Raw genomic sequence first — 19751 nt, 5'->3', positions numbered from 1 at the left:
ATTTATCACGCCACACTATCCGATATGCGCAGATCATTGAGGTCTATCAGGTGTTCTGCTTTCCGTATCGCTTCATCCGTGAATGTTTTTTCCTTTCTCATGTTAAACAGTTCCTTGCGCTGATGGTCATGGATATCGGACATGATTTGCTGAAATTCTGCCGTTTCGGAGGCCCGGTTAGTGCATGCCTCACTTGAGCTTAGGAACTGCTGATGCCCTTCCATATCGTGTTTCAGCTTTTCGATGTAAGCCCTTAGCAGGCTATTTCCGCTTGCCGAAGCATAGTGCGTGTTTAAGTGTTCGAGTGCTACGGTATCGAGTCGGAGCCTGATCAGCGATTGCTGCTCATGTGGCGGAAGTATTGGGTCTATTTCTTGTATCCTGGTCAGCTTGATTACAAAAGGCAGGGTCAGTCCCTGGAAAACAAGGGTGATGAAAATAACCACGAAGGTGATAAAGATGATCAGGTCGCGGTGCGGAAAAGCACTCCCATCGTTCATGTACAGCGGAATGGATAAGGCTGTTGCCAGTGACACAACGCCGCGCATGCCTGCCCAGCCAATGATAAGTGGGTTTTTCCAGCCTACGGATTGTTCGGAGCGCAGCTTTTTGCTGAACCAGCGCGGAACGTGAGCCGTAGCGTAAACCCATAGCAGCCGGATAATGATGGCGATGACGCTGATCAAAACCCCGTACTCAATGGCCTGCAGCATGGATACGGAGCCCAGTCCATGAACAATTTCGGGCAGGTCGAGCCCAATGAGGATGAATACCAGCGTGTTCATGACAAAAATGAGGGTATGCCATACGCTGACCATATTGACCCGGGTGCTACCTGTTTTGAATATCTCGTGTGCGCGGAACGACATGAAAAGTCCGCCGCTCACTACGGCCATAACTCCCGAATAGTGGAAATGTTCCGCCGCCAGGAAAAGTATGTAAGGAGTCATTACAGTCAGCGTAGCATCAATAGCAGCTGAGGTTGGCAGAAAGCGATGAATGGCATACATGACGTGTGCCACCGCCAGGCCAACTACAACGCCCATGCCTGCGACCATGAAGAACTGTCCGACGGCTACCTGCATGGAAAAGGCTCCTGTAAGGATGGCTGCCAGCGCGAAACGGAATACGATAAGTGAAGAGGCGTCGTTCACTAAACTCTCTCCTTCCAGGATGGTGATGGTACGATTGGGAACTTTGAGTCCTTTTAAGACCGTAGTAGCGGCTACCGCGTCGGGAGGCGATATGATGCCGCCCAGCAGAAACCCGAGCGCCAGCGTAAAGCCGGGGATAATTGACGTAGCCGCATAGGCCACCACCAGCGAAGTGAAGAATACCAGTCCGAAAGCCAGTAAAGCGATAGTGCCTTTCCAGCGCTTAAAGTCTTTCCACGACGTATACCAGGCCGCTTCGTACAGCAAGGGAGGCAGGAACAGGAGAAAAATGACTTCAGGATCGAGTTTGAGCACAGGTATCCCGGGGATAAATCCGATGCCCAATCCGGCCAGTACCAAAAAAATCGGATATGCGATGCGCAGCTTCTGGGCCAGCATGACCAGCAGCATCACGATAAACAGGAGTCCGAGTATGAGAAATAGTTCTTCGTGCATTGGTTTATTTACTTAGGTTATGCTGGCGTTTTACCCTGCTTAACGTGTCTTTATTTATGCCCAGATAGGAGGCGATGATGTGCTGCGGGAAGCGTTCGCAAAGTTCGGGATAGCACGTCACGAAATCGGTATAACGCTTACCTGCTGTAGAGCTCAGTGCAGAGGTAAGGCGCCGGTGGTTGGCCATTTGGTTGCGCTCGTCAAGCTGATATTTCATTTCGCAAAAAGCCGGAACTTTGTTCTGTAATTCAACAGTTCCCTGTTTGGTGATGACAGCAGGTCGCAGTGCTCCAGGGCATCGATGTGGTACAGAATTGGTGTTCGCATCACGAAACTTTCCCGGTCGCCCATCCACCATTCTTCTATACCAAGTCTTACAATATGTTCGATGCCCTTATCATCTACCGAATACATACGCATTGCACCTTTAACGATAAAGGCATAATGCTTACATACGTCGCCTGCCTGTAGCAGAAATTGCTTTTTCCTTAGTTTCGCAGGAACGAATGTTTGTTTGATCAAGGCCTTCTCTTCCTCTAAGAGCGGCGCCTGACTGAATTGCTTCAGATAGTTAAAAAAAGCGTCGTGCATGGTGCAACAAATATAAACTAAAAACGTATTGTTGCCGTTGCCTTGATGGTAGACAAATGTCTACATCTTTTCCTGACAAATATCATCGTTCAGGTTTATAAGAAGTCTGAAATTTGGGTATCATTGACTATAGAGCGATCAAAATATGAAAAAGAAAAGCAGTTTTTCAACGCAGGGTCGTAGAGCCGACATTGGCGACCTGCAGATATACCGGATACTTGCCAACAGATATGCTGATGCGGTGGGTCCTTTTGTCTTTTTGGATCACATTGTTCCACAGGCCCAGACCAGGGTTAATGAGGAGGGGACCGGCGCGCATCCGCATCGGGGCATCGCTACGCTGACTTATATCCTCGACGGCGAGGATGAGCATTTTGATAGCGCCGGCAACTATGCCATGGTCCATTCGGGCGGTGTGCAATGGATGAATGCCGGTAATGGTATCATCCACGATGAAACGTTGAACTATGACTCCCAAACGGGTGCCAAGCTGATCCATGCGTTTCAATTCTGGATTAACCTGCCTGCTAAAATAAAAGCCGAAAAGCCGGGTATGGCTATCGAAGGCGACCGGGTTCCGTTCAAGATGCTGGCGGATGGGAAGAGCTGGATTAAGGTGATCGCCGGTTCTTATGAAGAACTGGAATCGGCCATACCGAACTATTCGGAACAGTTTCTCTATCATGTCCGCCTGGCACCTGGTTCCGGCTTTACGATCGGATTTCAAGAAAAAACTGAGGTCGCTGTATATTTGCCGGTTTCTCCTGCAAGCATCAACGACGAGAAGTTCAACGCAGGTGATTTCATAGAATATGACCGGACTGCCGGAACGATTGAACTGCAAAACGACAATGAGGACGCTTGCGACTTCATCTTATTTGGCGGTGAACCGTACCTCGAGCCGATCTTCGCGGAGGGTCCGTTTGTGATGAATTCCAAACTGGAGATCGCTCATGCCTACCGGGATTATTACAATGGGGATTACGGGAAGATCAATTACTAGTATTATACTATATTTGCATAATGCAACAGTATTGCAAATAAGCAAAAGTAGTATAAATGACAGAATTTTGGGAAGCCAGTTTTAAGGATAAACAGGAAATGTGGGGCTGGGAGGCGGCAGACTCAGCGCTTTCGGCAGTAGAGCTATTTAACAAGAACGAATTAAGAAAGGTACTGATCCCTGGGTTTGGGTATGGTAGGAATGCGAAGGTATTCATGGATAGAGGGTTTGAGGTAACCGGTATTGAGATTTCCGAAACAGCCATCGGTATTGCTAAGCGCGAATTTGGCGACAGCGTAAGGATATGTCATGGATCGGTAAGTGCGATGCCTTTTGATGATGAGTTGTATGATGGGATATTTTGTTATGCCTTGCTTCATTTACTAAATAACGAGGATAGAATAAAGTTAATTTCCGACTGTTATGCGCAATTAAAACCCGGTGGCTACATGGTTTTCGTGTCGCTCTCCAAAGAAGATTTCAGGTACGGACAAGGCAGGGAAATTGGCAAAGATACTTTCGAAATGCAGTATGGCGTTCGTTTATTCTTTTACGATGCTGATTCCATAAGAGCGGAATTTGGTGATGCTGGACTGGTTGATGCAAAGGAGATCAAGGAGCCTGCTAAGGCTACAGATGGAAGGCCTCAGCAGAGGTTTTGGTATATCGTGTGTGAAAAGCCTGTGTAAGATCGCTTGCCATTTAATGCTCCGCGGCCCGCTTAATCTGCTATATTTGCGACCTTAATTTCAAACCATGTTAAGGCGACTGGCCTATACCTATAAATCCTCTTTTGGCGGACTAAGCCGGGAGACCTGGCTGTTGAGCATGGTAATGATGCTGAACAGGTTTGGTACGATGGCGGTTCCATTTATGGGCTTGTATATTACACAAAGCTTGAAGCGTTCTGAAGTCGAGGCAGGACTCATCATAACGTTGTTTGGCTGCGGGTCTATCCTCGGAACGATTGCGGGCGGTAAGCTGACCGATCTTGTGGGTTTCAGGCCGGTTCAGATATTCCCTTCGATCATCGCTGGTTGTATGTTTATCGTATTTCCGGCTGTTACAGATTTTCCGGCGCTTTGTGTGTTGACTGTAGTTATCAGTTTTTTTGCAGACGCTTTCCGGCCGGCCAATTTTACCGCAATTGCGAGTTATGCGAAGGCGGGTACTACCACGCGTTCGTATTCTTTAAACAGGCTGGCGACCAACATTGGCTGGTCTATCGGGATTAGTATTGCTGGAATAATTGCGTCTTTTAATTACAAAATGCTCTTTGTGGTGGAGGGAGGTGTATATATTCTTGTTGGCCTTTCCATATGGTTGTTTTTGCCGAAGACCCAGGTGAACCGAACTGATCGGGGCGGGGCGGTGAAAGAAGGCTCTGGTAAGAAACCCTGGCAGGATGTGTTCTACGTGAAGTTTATCCTGATGACGACGGCATTCGTGACCTGTGTGTTCATCATGTTCAGGGTGGTTCCGGTATTCTTTAAGGAGCAGTGGCAGCTAAGCGAGTCGGTGATTGGTGTTATCCTTGGCCTGAACGGTTTGCTGATCGCTATTTTTGAGATGGTACTCATTAACAGGCTTGAGCATCGACGACCGTCTTTGTTTTATATTACCATCGGTACGGTGTTCTTTGCATTTGCCTATCTGCTGCTTAGTTTACCCGTGACTTTTTACCTGGCTTTGGCTTTACTTTCCATTACTGTCTTCACTTTTGGGGAGATGCTCGTTCTCCCTTTTATCAATACCATGGTGATAAGCCGCAGCACGCCGGAAAACCGGGGGTTGTACTCTGCCGGCTATACGCTGAGCTGGTCGGTAGCGCAGGTATCAGGTCCTTTTGCAGGTTTCTACATTGCGAAGCATGCTGGTTACCTCTGGTTATGGGTTGGGATATTCTTCGTGCTGCTCTTGTGTGCTTATGGGTATGGCAGGCTGAAGGTTAGGGATTGAGGGGTTTATGCATTTTCACTGTGTTTAGCATCATGACATAAAAAGATTATGCCGCAGGATAAAATATTTTTCTGTCTGTTCCTGTTGTTTGCTCAACTTGCTTTTGGCCAAACCCGAAATATCGACAGTATCAGTTCAGATGCTGATGTCGAAACGCTTATGCATTCGTTTGGTCGTTTCTATCAGAATTTTCAAATAAAAGCTATCGCTGAGTTTAAAGAGCAAATGGGTGATTCCGTTTCCTGTAAATGCGTTGCGGATTCATTAAACATCACGAAAGCGTATTATAAGGCAGACTTTGATAACAATGGTCTTACAGACATGCTGGTTACTGGTGGTTCAGGAGATGTGAGGATTTTTATCGTGATGAATTTGGGGAATGACTCTCTGAAATTGCATGGCATGCCGCGTCGTTCTTATGGGAAATGTGTATTCGCAAGGATAGTGAATGGCAATCAGATTGAATACTACGATTACAAATTCAGACAAGGCTTAATTATTGAGGGAAGCGGGACACTTACCAAGACGACTTTAGTTTACAAAAGCGGAGCTTTTATAGAACTCAATGAACATCCGAAGCGGTACAACATTGAGAAAATCGAATTCGATGAATCTTCCCCGTGGTTAAATCCTGTGTTCAAGCTTGTAATAACTAAAAAACGAAGAGTAACTTTTGATGCGAAGTACCATAATATCGGAAAACGGAGTTTGAAAATCGAAGATGGGGAATATATGGGGCAAATTGATAAGGGATCTTATAATGCGCTCATCAACTTGCTGAATTATATCGACTTTCCCATTCTGGAAGACAGTTATTGGGTGAACTGGACCGACGATCCAACTTCCACACTAAGAATTACCTATAACAATGGGCAGGTAAAAGAAATTGAAGATTATGGGATGGTCGGAACTTGTGGACTGCGTGAAGTCTACCGGCAAATAGGAGATTTGAGATTTAGCCAAAAATGGAGGAAACAGTAAGGAGTTTTTACGCAGCCGGCTCTCAACTACCTGCCTGATACGATTTTTAGTCCTTTGTTATTTGCGAAAATATCATCATATCCGGATACATCATTTATTTTTTTGATTTCTGCTGTTAGATCTTCCAGTTTAACTTCTACTGTTTCGAGACTTGCGCGTGACCTGCCTCTTATCGCTTTGATATCTTCAATAACGGTCTCGAAATTTTTATCCACTTTTTCAAAGCCACTCGCAACAGCGAAATTGATGTCTTTGATGTGCTTTAATAATGTTGAAACTGATTCTTCCAGAGCGGTTATTCTTTTTTCTACTTCTAACATCTTTCGGTTTGTTTTCGCAAATTTAATGCATTGTAATTAGAACACAAAATTTCGTTGTTAGAATTTAAATTAATCTTTTGTATTTATTTCATGTCTACCGGTTACGTCAATATAAATTCACCCCTTTACCTTCCAGTGCCGCTTCCTCGGGCTCTTCGCCTGTTGATGTCGCCGGTTCGAATTCTACTTTCATGCTCGTAAACCGGAGGTTTCCGAAAATGCTGGCAAACGCCGTCTCAGCCGCATCCAAGCCTGTGGCGATTTTGACTATTTTGTTTAGGGCGACTAATCGCGTGGCATCGGCAATGATCCACTGCCCACCTAAAAATACTTCAAAGCAGGCATGGAAATCGGGCGGGCGAAGCTCATAAGCATAACAAGTGAGGTATCTGGCGGGTATTGTTAATGCCCTGCACAGCGCAACCCCCAAATGAGCGAAGTCGCGGCAAACGCCATGTTGGTCGGTAATGGTATCAAATGCAGAAGTCTGCGGTGTAGTAAAACCGCCGGCATATTCCACATTCGTGTAAATCCATTCGCATACGGCCTGCACTTTATCATAAGCATGGGAATGTTTCTTAAAATTGTGTCGGGCAAATTTATAGAGCTTATCAGATTGGCAATAGCGACTTGGATTGAGATATGGCAGAACAGCGGCAGGTAAGCGCTCGATGGGTATGTCCGTCAGTCGCTCAGCATCAACAACCTGAATATTCCTTTCGACAGATGCCTGGTAGCTTATTTCTATTTTGCCCGGCTCGGGAATACTGATGACCTTAATTCTTTTTTCCCCAATAGGCGAGAGCCAATCCTGAAAGGTAAGTCCGGCGCTTAACTCAAGGTGCTCATTCGTAACAAATTGCCCGGGTGACTGAAAAGGCTGGATGTTTAAGATCAGCGTCGACGAAGACCGTGCTTCGTATGTTAACCTCGTCGATATTTCGAACTTCATCTTTTATAGATTATTAGGTACCGGTGCTTTATTAAACGCATCGTCCATCCAATCGTTTGGAATATTAATCAACGCAGCTCTTAATTCTTCCGCCCACTGCGCCGAGATGTGTGCAAGGTCCTCTTTTGCGTACCTATGTTCGATCATGCCGAAACTCCCCCTATGATATAGAACCACATCTATAGGAAATTCTACATCGTTGGCACTTGCCCGCGTGGAGTCGAAAGATAGGAACCCGGCTTTTAGGGCAAGATGTAAGCTGGAGGAATCTGTCAGCGTGCGGTTTAAAATGGCTTTTCCGTGCCCGGAATTGCCAATGATGACGAACGGTGCCCCGTCACCCAGTTCTACCCAGTTTCCCTCCGGATATAAAAGAAAGAGCTTGTGCTCCTCGTCGTCCTTCAATTGTCCGCCAATAATGGTGTGCAGGTTAAACTTGAACCCGGATTTCTCCAGTGACTCCTTATCCTCGTCGGCCACCCGTTTAACCTGTGCGCCGAACGCGTTCACGGCCTTGTACAAGCGGTTGTATGCCGTACCCTCATTCATCAATTCCTGAAAATACACAACCGCTTTATCCCGAATGGACCGAAGGCCACTGGTCATAATAAAAAGCGAATGATGATCACCCTGCTGGAGATAAATTTTTTTCTTTTCCGTAGTTTCAGTGCCTGAAGTCACCCTTGTATCCGCAATTGCCACTAATCCTTCTTTAACTTTGATGCCTAAACAGTATGTCATGCTTAAATTTTTCGATTTTAGTTGGTGTTTTTGAACTTTATTGTCCGATTTTTTGTTGGTAATTAAAAAAATAAGAATAATCTCGTGATAAAGTTCAGTAATATTTATAAATTCCCAGTGTAATCCAGGTTTGTTTCTGTTCTGCCACAGTATGCCGGTGTTCTAACTACCCAAAATTATATTAAAAATGGACAAAAACGACTTTTCAGCGTTTTATAATATGCCTCTCCATACCTGGGATGAGATGTTTGATGAAGATAAAGCCGTTAGGACAGAGTACAGCCGGCTAATGAGTTGCCTGAATGATGAGACCTCCGATGAGCTGAATAAAAAGGAGGAACTATCTAAAATGCTGTTCATGAACCAGGGTATCACGTTCACGGTCTACAACAGCGGTGAGGGGGTAGAGAAGATCTTTCCCTTTGATATTATTCCAAGAATAATTTCTTCTCAGGAATGGGATTTGATTTCGGAGGGTATCAAGCAGCGGGTAACTGCACTCAATCTCTTTTTGAAAGATGTATACAGCGATCAGTTCATCATAAAAGATGGTGTGGTGCCCATAGATATAATCTACTCTTGCCCGCATTTTTTACGGGAGATGGTAAATCTTAAGGTTCCGCACGATCTGTACATACATATCGCTGGTATAGATCTTATTCGAGATCACGACGGGACGTATTATATTTTGGAAGATAATGTCCGAACGCCTTCGGGGGTTAGTTATATGCTCGAGAACAGGGAGATCACGAAGCGGCTGTTTCCGGATCTCTTGCCGGAATGCAAGGTGAGGTCGGTAACGGAATATCCGAATGTTCTGTATAATAATTTGGTGGCCTTATCTCCCCGGCCAAAGGCTAAGCCAACTATTGTGCTGCTTAGTCCGGGAAGTTTCAATTCGGCATATTTCGAACATACAACCTTATCCCGCCTGATGGGGATCGAGCTGGTCGAAGGTCCGGATTTGATTGTGGAGAACCACAAGGTGTACATGAAAACCACCACCGGTCTGGAGCAGGTGGATGTCATTTACCGCCGGGTCGACGACGATTATCTGGATCCGCTGACCTTCAATTCCGATAGCTTACTGGGCGTGGCCGGCTTAATGAATGCCTATAGGAAAGGCAATGTCACGATAGTAAATGCCGTAGGTAATGGTGTGGCCGACGATAAAGCTATTTATGCCTACGTTCCAGACATGATTAAATATTACCTGAATGAAGAGCCGTTGTTAAAAAACGTTCCGACCTACCAGCTAAAAAACGAGCCGGAGCGGCAATACGTGTTTGAGCATATTAACGAGATGGTCATCAAAAAGACCAACGGCAGCGGCGGTTACGGCATGCTTATGGGGCATGCGGCTACCCCACAGGAAATTGAAGAATATAAAGCGGAGATCTTAAAAGATCCCCGACAATTTATTGCCCAGCCAACAATCAGCCTGTCATCGGCTCCCTGCTATATTGATGGAAAGCTTCAGCCCAGGCGGGTAGATTTCAGGCCTTTCGCGCTATGCGGTCCGGAAGGCATCACCATCATTCCGGGCGGACTGACCAGGGTCGCGCTGAAAGAGGGCTCACTGGTCGTAAACAGCTCTCAGGGCGGCGGAAGTAAAGATACCTGGGTACTTTCATAAATAAATCGATATGCTAAGCAGGGTTGCAGAAAGCTTATATTGGATAAGCAGATACATTGAAAGAACAGATGGCATGTTGCGCATGCTTAAAACGAACTACGCTTCTTCTCAGGATGTGGGCGCAAGCTTCAACTGGACACCGGTACTCCGGATTTACTGCGGACCGGATTGTAAAGAGTTTTCAGATGTCGGGAATAAAAGTCGCCCGGTACTCGAGTACATGGTAACCGACCGTAGCAATCCGAATTCTGTGATCAATATGATCACGCATGTGCGTCAGAACGCACGGAGCGTTCAGGACTATATTACCATAGATGTGTGGCAGTGCTTAAATGAGTACTATCATACCGTTACTGATCCGCGGCTAAACCAGAACTTAAAAAAGGATGACCCTATTTCGGTGCTCGACATACTGATTAAACAGGGGATGCTTTTTTACGGGACTACAGAGATCACTATGGCAAGAAGTGAAGGCACGAGTTTCATGCGGATCGGTAAATATCTGGAACGAAGTATTCAGTCGGTCAATGTGCTGGCCGTGAAGTTCGGTTCGGCAAGTACAAATCCGGAATTGATGTACAATACCAGTTACTGGAAGCATTTGATGCTTTCCATTGGCGGGCACGAACTTTATCTGAAAACCTACCGGAATGGTTTTTTTGCGGAGAATGTGCTGGAGCAGGTGGTGCTCAACAACGAGTTTCCACGCTCGGTGATTTACTCCCTTGATCAGTTGATCAAGTATTTCGGCAGGATTCCGGGCGGCGCTGATAAGCATCCCGGGAGTATAGGCTTCCTGATTGGCCGTTTGGAAAGCAAAGTGAAATATACCTCGCTTAACGGCCTGAAGCATGCTGAATTACACGAGTACCTCTCGGATATTAAAAGCGAGCTCTATGCAATCGGTAACGCCTTGCACTTAACTTATTTTTCGCCATCTTAACTTTCAGCAAAATGCCAGAATTCACCATAAAACACCTGACGAAATATACCTATGAGTCGCTGGTCAAGGACAGTGTAAATCACATCATATTGTACCCAAAGGAAGATGAATACCAGCAAGTTCTTTCTCACGACATAAAAATATCGGGAGACAGAAAAGTGGATTGCTTTTTTGATTATTACGGCAATCAGGTGGGTTTTTTTACCTATAGTGAACGCCACAACGAGTTGGAAATTTTCTCTGAGCTGCGGGTGAAGACCAGCGCAAAGGAATTGCCCTCGGAAAGTATGTTTAATGAGTTTGACTGGAAAACGCTTGATGAGCTAAGTGGACAGGTTCCGTATATCGATTATTTAAAGTGGGAACCGTTTGATGATATTGCTGAGCTAAAAATTAAAATAGACGAGATCTTGGCTGAACACCCAACGCCTTTGAAAGCGGCGACAGCATTCTGCACATTTGTTTATGAGAAGTTTCAATATATACAGGGTGTTACGACCGTACAAACGCAAATTGAGGAGATCTGGCAGTTAAAAGCGGGCGTATGCCAGGACTTTGCGCATATACTTTGTCAGATGCTCCGCATGGCTGGTATACCGGCAAAGTACGTGAGCGGCTATATATGTCCGAATAGAAATGGTGTTCGTGGCGAAGGTGCAACGCATGCCTGGGTAGAGGCGTATATCCCTGGCTACGGATGGTTAGGTTTTGATCCGACGAATAACACAATAGCCAACGAAACTTATGTGCGACTTGCACTTGGCCGTAGCTTCAACGATTGCTCACCAGTTCGCGGCGTTTACAAGGGGCCTTCCAGTCACCGGCTTACGGTTAAAGTTATTGTAAGTTATAAAGACGGCTCAGGTGAAACGCTGGAGCACCAAATTGATCAGGCCGTACAGAAGCCCGTAGAGGCGATTTTGGCGGGAAACAGCTACCGCAGAAATCTGGAAGCACAGCAACAGATTCAGCAACAGCAATAGGGATTTTTTATAGATGAGGAGGTAACCCACCACAAAAATTTGTTGTAATTACGAATTACTCAATATATTTAGTAATTTTACTCAGTACGCTGAGTAATTTGTAAAACATGTTTCAACGGCCTTATATTAACGAACTTACGTCAAGGATCAAAGAACCTAGAAAGCATATTCAGGTAGTAATGGGGCCTCGCCAGGTAGGTAAAACAACGTTAGTTACCCAACTTGCTAAAAATCTGGATATACCATCGATCTTTACTTCTGCCGATGCGGTTGCTGCATCAGATCATGTATGGCTTGCACAACAATGGGAAGTTGCCAGACAGCGAATGATAACTTCAGCGCATACGGAGTTTCTACTGATAATTGACGAAATACAAAAGATACCTAACTGGAGCGAAACCGTTAAACTATTATGGGATAAGGATACACGCGAAGGCAGACCATTGAAAGTCATTTTACTCGGATCGTCCAGATTGTTGATTCAACAGGGATTAACGGAATCTTTGGCCGGTAGGTTTGAATCAACTTATATGTCACATTGGTCATATACTGAGATGAAGAATGCATTCAATTGGACGGTAGACCAGTTTATATGGTTTGGAGGTTATCCTGGATCTGCAAGTCTAATCTTTCAGGAAGAAAGATGGAAAAACTATATCAATCAATCTTTGATCGAAACCAGTATATCTAAAGATATTCTGATGCTCACAAGGGTAGACAAGCCGGCATTAATGAGGAGATTATTTGAACTTGGGTGTTTGTATTCCGGACAAATTCTTTCGTTTACCAAGATATTAGGTCAGTTGCAAGATGCCGGTAATACCGTTACCTTATCACACTATCTGGAATTATTAGACACAGCAGGTTTATTGGGAGGTATTGAGAAATACGCGGCAGACGTAATCCGAAAACGTTCATCAAGTCCCAAATTCCAGGTTCACAACAATGCTTTAATTAGCGCACAGAAAAATGAATCATTCGATGAAATCAGACAAGATCCGAAAGAATGGGGCAGAATGGTGGAATCGGCAATCGGTTCTCATCTGGTTAACAGTGCGCTTACTGAAGGCTTCAGTATATTTTACTGGAGGGAACGCAATGACGAGATTGATTTTGTGCTCGAACGCCGAGGCAAAGTAGTTGGATTAGAAGTAAAAAGTGGCAATGATCAGTCGAATACAGGTTTAAGTAAATTTCAGCAACAATTTAACCCCGATAAAATATTAATGATTGGTAATAGCGGACTGAGTGTTGAAGAATTTCTATCCTTTAATCCCGTTACTTTATTTTAACTGAAATATCGCATATGCAACTTGTCAGACGGTGATATCATCGATTAACTATTGCCTCTCTGCCCGCTCGCTCAGCATTTTACTGCTAAATTCATAAGCGTGATCGAATATCTTCTGAACGGCTCTTTTGTCGAACATGCTGAACCTGGTCATTTCGGGCGGGTCAATGAAGATATCGCACTGCGAAGACTTTTCGTATACGGGGTGACCAATGGCGAGGTGGATGACGCGGTCGAGCACCTTACGGCCAACAAGCTTTTCTGGTTTTTCGTGTGCAATGGAGTTAACGTGACTGCCAATGAGCATTGTACATTGGTTTTTGATGGGGGCGATGGGTAGGTTGTCAAGTATCCCGCCGTCTACATATATCTTTTCGTTGATACGAACGGAAGGGAACAGGAAGGGTATGCTGGTGGATGCTAGCAGGGCCGTGTCGAGATTGCCTTTGCTTAAGTATATGGGCTTGCCTGACACGAGTTCTGTTACGCCTACGTACAAGGGGATTCTAAGTGACGCGAAGTCATTGTGCGGCATATGTGTCTTGAAGAGGGCAACCAGGAAGCCTGTATCAAATATGCCTGAAGTACGCAAGCGAAGGGCATAGGGTGAAAAGAAACTGGTTTTCAACGCAATGGCCAGCATCTCGTCGGGTGTGTAGCCTGAACTATAAAAAGCGCCGATAACCGCTCCTGCACTGGTTCCCGAGAGTAGATCGGGTTTAATACCGTGTTCTTCCAGTGCCTTAAGTACGCCAATATGCGCGATGCCACGCAGGCCACCGCCCGACAGGGTAAGCCCGATGATCGGTTTGGGTTCGTCTTTTTTTCGTTTAAGCCAGGATATCATATTGTAAAAGAAGCAAAATATTTCAATAATAAAAACCTGTTTGCCAAGGGTCTGATGCGGGTTGCTGTCCACTTGCTGTTCGGCTGCTGATCAGATCTTAGCCAGACATTACGCACGCGGCACTGGGTAATCTCTGTTCGGCATCTCTCTGGCATGTATTTAGCATACCGTACCAATCCATGCGCTATATTTTACTAAGTTTGTGCACATGAAACTGCGGCAGGTTTTCTTGTTATTGCTGATGGTCTGCACTAGTTGCTTTACACGTCTGTACGCACAGGAAAATCCGGAGGTGCCGGCCGACACTCCGGCTAATGCAGTTTTGGAGAAAGCCGAGCGTTATCAGCGATGGAAGGCTCAGCAGGCTGCTTTTTTGGAACGGCAGCGTTTTGTTACCGACTCTATCATGCGTCATACCTGGCTTTTTCCGGATTCTGCGCTTGATAGGTTTATTATTATAGATAGTATTCTGAAAGCAAATACTGTGGGGCGTTCTAACCTCATCAACCGCTACAAGGATTTCGACTCGAGGGCGGTGAGCAGGTACAGGCTGGGTCGGCCGGTTCCTAAAGGGCAGCTCTGGGTGCCTGCCGTGGTGTGTCTGCTGTTGATGCTGTTTGCTACGCTGAAGATCTCATTCGCTAAGCAACTGCAAACAATTGTTCAGTCTTTTTTTAGCAATCGGGTGCTGAACAACCTGCATAAGGAAGATAACCTGTTTACTTCCTGGCCCTTCTTGCTTTTGTTTGTGCAGTTTGGTTTTACGCTGGGTATGTTCTTTTACCTGGTGTCGCAGTTTTACCATGTGGGTTTTTCAGGTACAGGCTTCCAGTTTTATCTGACCATCTCGATATTTATCGTAGTGCTTTATTTGCTGAAGATCGTTGTGCTGCGGGTACTCGGGCACCTTTTCAGGGTACAGAAGCCCGTCAGCGAGTACATCACAGTGCTTTACCTGAGCTATTTTAACCTTTCGCTCTTGTTTATCCCGCTCGTTATTGTCTTTTCTCTGTCGCCCTTAAAGTACGGACCGTACTTCATCGCCGTATCCTTCATTCTACTGGGCGTGATATTCGCGTTTCAGTTTCTAAGGGCGGGCCTGAACATATTATCTGGGTATCGGTTTTCAAAGTTCTATTTATTTTTGTATTTTTGTGCCCTCGAAATTTGCCCGATTTTAATACTGATCAAGGCAATAGGATTATAAGCTGTAATTTGTTAAAATGCAAGAAAAGACAGAAGATAGGTTGCGCAAAGTGAAGAGCATTCTGGTGACGTTACCTAAGCCCGAAACGGAAAAATCTCCTTATTTTGATTTGGCAAAGAAATACAATCTGAAGATTGATTTCAGATCATTTATTCACGTGGAGGGCGTTCCGGCAAAAGAGTTCCGGAAGGAGAAGATCACCCTGGGTGATTATAGCGCGGTTGTATTTACCAGCAGGAATGCAGTGGATCATTTCTTCAGAATCTGCGAGGAAATGCGTTATGATGTGCCGGCAGATTTGAAATACTTTTGTATTTCGGAATCGACGGCTTTATATCTGCAGAAATATATCCAGTACCGTAAGCGTAAGATTTTCTTCGGAAAGCAGACAGCGGCCGATCTGGCCGAGGTGTTAAAAAAGCACTCGGGAGAGAAATTTCTGTACCCATGCTCCGACGTGGCTACGGAAGATACCATGAACTTTTTGCAGAAGAATGGGTATAACGTTACACCAGCGGTTTTGTTCAGGACCGTCGTGTCTGATCTTTCCGATCTGGCGGAGGTATTTTATGATGTGATCGCTTTCTTCAGTCCTTCGAGCATTCAGTCGCTTTTTACCAATTTCCCGGAATTTAAGCAAAATAATACGAGGCTTGCTGCCTTTGGCTCCAATACGCACAAAGCTGTAGTAGATGCGGGACTGATCGTAGACATCGCTGCACCTGCCCCCGAAGCGCCCTCAATGATTATGGCTATCGAGAATTACATCAAAAAGTCTAACAAGTAAGTCGCTGTTGTTCATTTTGTTCAGCAGTATATTTTTCGGTTGAATAATTGCTTTTTTCAATCATAATCGATAAAATTGCTATAAAATAGCGTCGACTATACTATGAGAAATATATACTTGCTGGGGTTTTTTATTGTTACCGGTTTACTTGCCAGTTGCGGACGCGGCGGACAGGGTGAACTTGTTGGGGTTTACAATAAAAAGTTCAGGAATAACCGTGTGCCTTTGGGGATGGTTTACATACCTCCGGGGCGTACGCTAATCGGGATATCCGATGAGGACATCAATAACACGCAGAGCTCTCCGAGCCGGATGACTTCTTTCAGTGCTTTTTTCATGGATCAAACCGAGATCACTAATGCGGAATACAGGCAGTTTGTGAACTGGGTGCGGGACTCTATAGCAATTACTACACTGGGCCCGCAGAAGGCGCCAGATCTTTTTAAACCGCAGGCTGTGGATGCAAATGGCGCGGCGATTCCCGGCGCTTCCCAGAATATAGACTGGCGTAAAGTAGGCAACGGCTCACGACTGTGGAGCAACAAATCAGGCGGCTATGGCAGCCAGCTTGGCGATATGTATTACAGCGGTGCGGATGCGATTCCCGGAAGAAATGAAATAGACATCAGAAAGCTTCGTTACGCTTACAGCTATGTGAGTTCCGACCTTGCGGTTGAGGGGCGCAATGATCCGAACAAACGCAGACAGGACTTCATCGTCACCTATACTGATCTCCCTGATCCGAACAATCCGAACCATCATCCTTCTGTTCCGGTATACCCGGATACCATGGTATGGAGGGCAGATTATACTTATTCACAGAACGATCCGATGGTGAAGACGTATTTCAATCATCCATCTTATGACGACTATCCGGTAGTGGGGGTAACCTGGGAACAGGCTTCAGCGTTCTGTGTATGGAGGACCCGCTTTTATGAATCGGTAGCCGTGGCGAGAAGACAGCCCTTGAATGCCCGTCCGGAATATCAGCTGCCCAGCGACGCGCAGTTTGAGTATGCTGCCAGAGGGGGTAATGTGAAAACCAAATATCCATGGGGTGGCCCGTATGTGCGGAATACCAAAGGCTGTATGCAGGCCAATTTTAAAGTGGGCAGGGGCAATTACTCTGACGACGGTGGTTTGTATACCGTTAACGTGAAGTCTTATTTCCCGAACGATTACGGCTTGTACAATATGGCAGGTAACGTAGCGGAATGGACCATTACAGCCTATAATCAGTCGGCCGCACCTATGCTGCTCGACTTTAACCCGAACTATACCTACTCGGCAAAGGCCGGCGACAGCAAATACATGAAACGTAAGGTTGTACGCGGTGGCTCCTGGAAAGACATCGGCTTCTTCCTGCAAAACGCTGTAGGTACTTACGAATATCAGGATCAGGCCAGATCGTACATCGGCTTCAGGTGTATCTCGGCTTATCCGGGCACTGATATTACTTATCGAAACTAAAAGATCTCGTTTTATACAAGGAAATCCTTATTCTAAAAATCATGGCTGCAAAGAAAAAATTTGATTGGTTACATGTGGCAATTTCATGGGGCGCCAGTGTGGTTATCCTGGGTGCTTTATTTAAGATTCTGCACATCGGTGGGAAGTTTGGCGATTATGCCATCGGTATCGGTTTAGGTGTGGAGGCATTGCTGTTTTTCCTGACCGGCTTCAGACAGCCCGAGCCTGAGCCTGCATGGGAACGGGTATATCCGGAACTGGGCGACGACTTTAGCGGTGAATTGCCTAAGGCAAGTGTCCGTCAGCCACAGGCTGCCGGGTTCTCTTCTACTGCGGCGCTCGACAAGATGCTGAGCGATGCTAAGGTTGGCCCGGAACTTATTGAAAGCCTGGGTACGGGATTGCGTACGTTTAGCGACAAGGTGGCTGCGATCTCTAATGTGGCCGATGTTTCCATGGCTACTACCGAACTGACCGGCAAGATTAAAGGGGCTTCTTCAAGCTTTGATAGCCTGAATCAGGCTTTTGCCAAGGCTACCTCACAACTGGTGGAGATGGGCGAAAGCGGCAGTGGTGCTGCAGCTTATCATGAGCAGGTGAATGCACTGGCTAAAAATCTTTCGGCACTTAACGCGGTATATGAACTTGAACTTCAGGATTCCAGTGCGCATCTGAAGTCGATGAACAAGTTCTATCAGAATTTGTCGCTCACCATGAATAATTTCAATGAGTCGATGGAAGACTCTAAACAGTTCAAGGAAGAGGTGGGCAAGCTTGCGAAAAATCTGGCTTCGCTGAACGCGGTATATGGCAATATGCTGTCTGCCATGAATCAGACAAGGGTGTAATACCGCAGATATTGATTAATTAAACCGACTCAGATTAATTAGCATGGCAGGAGCAAAAGAGACGACGCGTCAGAAGATGATCAATATCATGTATTTGGTATTGTTAGCGATGCTCGCGTTGAACGTATCCGATACGATATTAAATGCCTTTAAGAATATTAATGATAGTCTGGTGAGTTCAAAATCGAACGTAGACACCAGCATCGACCAACTGTTTGCTTCGTTCCAGAACACGAAACTGAAAGATGAGCCTGCAAGGGCACAGCCTATCTGGGCCAAGGCCAACCAGGCCAAGGCCTATGCCGACGAACTTCACAATTATGTGCAGAGACTTAAAGACCAGTTCAGGACAGAGGGTAACGGCATAGATGAGGAAACAGGCGACCTTACGGAACGGGCAAACCTGGATATTGCCCAGAACATCATGATCAACAAGGGTGAGGGTGCGAAACTGAAGCAGAAGATCAATGAGACCCGTCAGAAGTTAATTGCGTTACTCGACGATAAGGATCGGGCTGGGGTAACCTTTACACTGGAGGCTACTGATGCTGAAAAGCGGGTGAACGGTAAGAAGAAATGGGAGGATATTAATTTCGGGGAAGGTACACCGCTCACGGCGGCAAATACTATCCTGAGCAAGATCCAGTCTGACGTGCGTAACGCAGAGGCAGAGGTGGTTAAAAAGTTGTTTGGTAACATGGACAAGGCCCTGGTAAACCTTGATCAGTTTTCGGCAGTTGCTGTGGCACCTTCTTCTTATGTGGTGCAGGGTCAACCATATACAGCCGAAGTTTTCCTTACGGCAAGCGACTCGCGCTCTAACCCTGAAATTACCGTAGGGGGCAACCGCCTCTCGGTACGGGACGGAAAAGGTACGTATACCGGCAGCACCAATAGCGTAGGGGTCTTTAAATGGCGCGGGACTATTAAAGTGCGCCAGACGGATGGTCAGATCAAAGAATATTACACACCGGAGCAGACTTACCAGGTGGCGAAGCCTTCCGCTACGGTATCTCCTGATAAAATGAACGTGATCTATGCGGGTATCCCCAATCCCTTTTCGGTTTCGGCAGCTGGCTTTCCGCTCGAAAGCGTGCGCGCCACCATGAACGGCGGATCCATATCGGGCAGCAATGGTAAGTATATGGTGAATGTTGGGGGCGGACAGGTTGGTAAGACCTTGACCATCAACGTGTCGGCTAGCAACGGTGGTAAAACACTCAACCTGGGTTCGCAACAATTCAGGGTAAAGGCTTTGCCAACGCCGCGACCTTATATTAAAGGTAAATCGGGCGGTAATGTGGGGCTCGAATGGATGGAAAGTGCTACGGCTATAGAAACGCAGCTGGAAGATTTCGTGTTCGACGTGAACTTCAGGGTACTCCGCTTTTCGGTAACTTTTATTAATCCGAAGTCGGACGCCGTAACCATACAGAACAGTGGGTCTTCGTTCAGCAGCCAGGTTCGCGGGGCCTTAAATTCACTGCGTTCCGGGGCAACAATTATATTTAAGGACATTGTTTGCGAGGGGCCTGATGGTAGGCAGAAGGTGCTCGACGGCATTACATTTACAGCTAAGTAG

Annotated in this window: 20 protein-coding genes; 13 read left to right on the top strand and 7 right to left on the bottom strand. The window is 46.0% G+C overall.

Annotation, left to right across the window (positions count from 1 at the left end; genetic code table 11):
- Positions 1-5 precede the first annotated feature (5 nt).
- From J3P40_RS01135 to J3P40_RS01125, 3 genes are read right to left on the bottom strand one after another with little or no spacing between them, the layout of a single operon-like run.
- A complete protein-coding gene (locus J3P40_RS01135; protein ID WP_256002016.1) occupies positions 6-1610 on the bottom strand; it encodes a Na+/H+ antiporter in 1605 nt (534 codons plus the stop codon).
- A 4-nt stretch (positions 1611-1614) separates the two neighbouring features.
- A complete protein-coding gene (locus tag J3P40_RS01130; protein ID WP_256002015.1) occupies positions 1615-1827 on the bottom strand; it encodes a cyclic nucleotide-binding domain-containing protein in 213 nt (70 codons plus the stop codon).
- Positions 1824-2201 (bottom strand): Crp/Fnr family transcriptional regulator, encoded by a 378-nt coding sequence (locus J3P40_RS01125; RefSeq protein ID WP_256002014.1) that lies wholly within the window; start codon positions 2199-2201, stop codon positions 1824-1826. Before J3P40_RS01125 ends, J3P40_RS01130 begins: the two co-directional genes overlap by 4 nt.
- 145 nt (positions 2202-2346) lie before the next feature.
- On the opposite strand from J3P40_RS01125, the gene J3P40_RS01120 reads away from it, so the two are divergent.
- The 4 genes from J3P40_RS01120 (at position 2347) to J3P40_RS01105 (ending at position 6144) form a co-directional block, all read left to right on the top strand.
- Positions 2347-3204: a pirin family protein gene (locus tag J3P40_RS01120; protein WP_256002013.1), complete on the top strand. Its 858-nt coding sequence runs from the start codon at positions 2347-2349 to the stop codon at positions 3202-3204.
- Between the two features lie 56 nt (positions 3205-3260).
- Positions 3261-3893, top strand: coding sequence for a class I SAM-dependent methyltransferase (locus J3P40_RS01115; RefSeq protein WP_256002012.1), 633 nt, complete (start codon positions 3261-3263; stop codon positions 3891-3893).
- Positions 3894-3960: 67 nt separating this feature from the next.
- Positions 3961-5163 carry an MFS transporter gene (locus J3P40_RS01110; RefSeq protein ID WP_256002011.1) on the top strand — a complete coding sequence of 401 codons (1203 nt, stop codon included), beginning with the start codon at positions 3961-3963 and terminating at the stop codon, positions 5161-5163.
- A 48-nt stretch (positions 5164-5211) separates the two neighbouring features.
- Entirely contained in the window at positions 5212-6144 is a 933-nt protein-coding gene (locus J3P40_RS01105) for a DUF6438 domain-containing protein (protein WP_256002010.1), read from the top strand.
- A 26-nt stretch (positions 6145-6170) separates the two neighbouring features.
- On the opposite strand, the gene J3P40_RS01100 is transcribed toward J3P40_RS01105, so the two are convergent.
- The 3 genes from J3P40_RS01100 to J3P40_RS01090 form a co-directional block, all read right to left on the bottom strand.
- Positions 6171-6464, bottom strand: coding sequence for a hypothetical protein (locus J3P40_RS01100; protein WP_256002009.1), 294 nt, complete (start codon positions 6462-6464; stop codon positions 6171-6173).
- A 106-nt stretch (positions 6465-6570) separates the two neighbouring features.
- The gene (locus tag J3P40_RS01095; protein WP_256002008.1) at positions 6571-7416 is read right to left on the bottom strand and encodes a transglutaminase-like domain-containing protein; all 846 of its coding nucleotides are present in this window, start codon (positions 7414-7416) and stop codon (positions 6571-6573) included.
- 3 nt (positions 7417-7419) lie between these two features.
- Positions 7420-8157, bottom strand: a complete 738-nt coding sequence (locus tag J3P40_RS01090; RefSeq protein ID WP_256002007.1) for a proteasome-type protease — start codon at positions 8155-8157, stop codon at positions 7420-7422.
- 187 nt (positions 8158-8344) lie between these two features.
- On the opposite strand from J3P40_RS01090, the gene J3P40_RS01085 reads away from it, so the two are divergent.
- The 4 genes from J3P40_RS01085 (at position 8345) to J3P40_RS01070 (ending at position 13011) form a co-directional block, all read left to right on the top strand.
- Complete coding sequence (locus tag J3P40_RS01085) at positions 8345-9793, top strand: circularly permuted type 2 ATP-grasp protein (RefSeq protein ID WP_256002006.1); 1449 nt, start codon at positions 8345-8347, stop codon at positions 9791-9793.
- 10 nt (positions 9794-9803) lie between these two features.
- Positions 9804-10736: an alpha-E domain-containing protein gene (locus J3P40_RS01080; protein ID WP_256002005.1), complete on the top strand. Its 933-nt coding sequence runs from the start codon at positions 9804-9806 to the stop codon at positions 10734-10736.
- Positions 10737-10747: 11 nt separating this feature from the next.
- Positions 10748-11719: a transglutaminase family protein gene (locus J3P40_RS01075; protein ID WP_256002004.1), complete on the top strand. Its 972-nt coding sequence runs from the start codon at positions 10748-10750 to the stop codon at positions 11717-11719.
- 107 nt (positions 11720-11826) lie between these two features.
- Positions 11827-13011, top strand: coding sequence for an ATP-binding protein (locus J3P40_RS01070; RefSeq protein ID WP_256002003.1), 1185 nt, complete (start codon positions 11827-11829; stop codon positions 13009-13011).
- Positions 13012-13059: 48 nt separating this feature from the next.
- On the opposite strand, the gene J3P40_RS01065 is transcribed toward J3P40_RS01070, so the two are convergent.
- Complete coding sequence (locus J3P40_RS01065) at positions 13060-13857, bottom strand: patatin-like phospholipase family protein (protein ID WP_256002001.1); 798 nt, start codon at positions 13855-13857, stop codon at positions 13060-13062.
- 208 nt (positions 13858-14065) lie between these two features.
- Here J3P40_RS01065 and J3P40_RS01060 point away from each other — a divergent pair, with 208 nt between their 5' ends.
- The 5 genes from J3P40_RS01060 to porM all read left to right on the top strand — a co-directional run bounded on the left by J3P40_RS01060 (position 14066) and on the right by porM (position 19751).
- Positions 14066-15064, top strand: a complete 999-nt coding sequence (locus J3P40_RS01060; protein WP_256002000.1) for a DUF4271 domain-containing protein — start codon at positions 14066-14068, stop codon at positions 15062-15064.
- A 16-nt stretch (positions 15065-15080) separates the two neighbouring features.
- Positions 15081-15851: a uroporphyrinogen-III synthase gene (locus J3P40_RS01055; RefSeq protein ID WP_256001999.1), complete on the top strand. Its 771-nt coding sequence runs from the start codon at positions 15081-15083 to the stop codon at positions 15849-15851.
- A gap of 102 nt (positions 15852-15953) precedes the next feature.
- Positions 15954-17321, top strand: a complete 1368-nt coding sequence (gene porK, locus J3P40_RS01050; protein ID WP_256001998.1) for a T9SS ring complex lipoprotein PorK/GldK — start codon at positions 15954-15956, stop codon at positions 17319-17321.
- A 41-nt stretch (positions 17322-17362) separates the two neighbouring features.
- Entirely contained in the window at positions 17363-18169 is an 807-nt protein-coding gene (gene porL, locus J3P40_RS01045; protein WP_256001996.1) for a type IX secretion system motor protein PorL/GldL, read from the top strand.
- A gap of 43 nt (positions 18170-18212) precedes the next feature.
- Complete coding sequence (gene porM, locus J3P40_RS01040; protein ID WP_256001995.1) at positions 18213-19751, top strand: type IX secretion system motor protein PorM/GldM; 1539 nt, start codon at positions 18213-18215, stop codon at positions 19749-19751.

Source organism: Pedobacter deserti (assembly GCF_024436415.1).
GTDB lineage: Bacteria > Bacteroidota > Bacteroidia > Sphingobacteriales > Sphingobacteriaceae > Pedobacter > Pedobacter faecalis.
The sequence above is the reverse complement of the archived record's forward strand: the minus strand, read 5'-3'. Positions and strand labels throughout refer to the sequence as shown.

What these genes read in the sequence shown, in the direction of transcription:
- J3P40_RS01135 (WP_256002016.1), bottom strand. Translation starts at nt 1,610, where the DNA reads ATGCACGAAGAACTATTTCTCATACTCGGACTCCTGTTTATCGTGATG.
- J3P40_RS01130 (WP_256002015.1), bottom strand. Translation starts at nt 1,827, where the DNA reads ATGAAATATCAGCTTGACGAGCGCAACCAAATGGCCAACCACCGGCGC.
- J3P40_RS01125 (WP_256002014.1), bottom strand. Translation starts at nt 2,201, where the DNA reads ATGCACGACGCTTTTTTTAACTATCTGAAGCAATTCAGTCAGGCGCCG.
- J3P40_RS01120 (WP_256002013.1), top strand. Translation starts at nt 2,347, where the DNA reads ATGAAAAAGAAAAGCAGTTTTTCAACGCAGGGTCGTAGAGCCGACATT.
- J3P40_RS01115 (WP_256002012.1), top strand. Translation starts at nt 3,261, where the DNA reads ATGACAGAATTTTGGGAAGCCAGTTTTAAGGATAAACAGGAAATGTGG.
- J3P40_RS01110 (WP_256002011.1), top strand. Translation starts at nt 3,961, where the DNA reads ATGTTAAGGCGACTGGCCTATACCTATAAATCCTCTTTTGGCGGACTA.
- J3P40_RS01105 (WP_256002010.1), top strand. Translation starts at nt 5,212, where the DNA reads ATGCCGCAGGATAAAATATTTTTCTGTCTGTTCCTGTTGTTTGCTCAA.
- J3P40_RS01100 (WP_256002009.1), bottom strand. Translation starts at nt 6,464, where the DNA reads ATGTTAGAAGTAGAAAAAAGAATAACCGCTCTGGAAGAATCAGTTTCA.
- J3P40_RS01095 (WP_256002008.1), bottom strand. Translation starts at nt 7,416, where the DNA reads ATGAAGTTCGAAATATCGACGAGGTTAACATACGAAGCACGGTCTTCG.
- J3P40_RS01090 (WP_256002007.1), bottom strand. Translation starts at nt 8,157, where the DNA reads ATGACATACTGTTTAGGCATCAAAGTTAAAGAAGGATTAGTGGCAATT.
- J3P40_RS01085 (WP_256002006.1), top strand. Translation starts at nt 8,345, where the DNA reads ATGGACAAAAACGACTTTTCAGCGTTTTATAATATGCCTCTCCATACC.
- J3P40_RS01080 (WP_256002005.1), top strand. Translation starts at nt 9,804, where the DNA reads ATGCTAAGCAGGGTTGCAGAAAGCTTATATTGGATAAGCAGATACATT.
- J3P40_RS01075 (WP_256002004.1), top strand. Translation starts at nt 10,748, where the DNA reads ATGCCAGAATTCACCATAAAACACCTGACGAAATATACCTATGAGTCG.
- J3P40_RS01070 (WP_256002003.1), top strand. Translation starts at nt 11,827, where the DNA reads ATGTTTCAACGGCCTTATATTAACGAACTTACGTCAAGGATCAAAGAA.
- J3P40_RS01065 (WP_256002001.1), bottom strand. Translation starts at nt 13,857, where the DNA reads ATGATATCCTGGCTTAAACGAAAAAAAGACGAACCCAAACCGATCATC.
- J3P40_RS01060 (WP_256002000.1), top strand. Translation starts at nt 14,066, where the DNA reads ATGAAACTGCGGCAGGTTTTCTTGTTATTGCTGATGGTCTGCACTAGT.
- J3P40_RS01055 (WP_256001999.1), top strand. Translation starts at nt 15,081, where the DNA reads ATGCAAGAAAAGACAGAAGATAGGTTGCGCAAAGTGAAGAGCATTCTG.
- porK (WP_256001998.1), top strand. Translation starts at nt 15,954, where the DNA reads ATGAGAAATATATACTTGCTGGGGTTTTTTATTGTTACCGGTTTACTT.
- porL (WP_256001996.1), top strand. Translation starts at nt 17,363, where the DNA reads ATGGCTGCAAAGAAAAAATTTGATTGGTTACATGTGGCAATTTCATGG.
- porM (WP_256001995.1), top strand. Translation starts at nt 18,213, where the DNA reads ATGGCAGGAGCAAAAGAGACGACGCGTCAGAAGATGATCAATATCATG.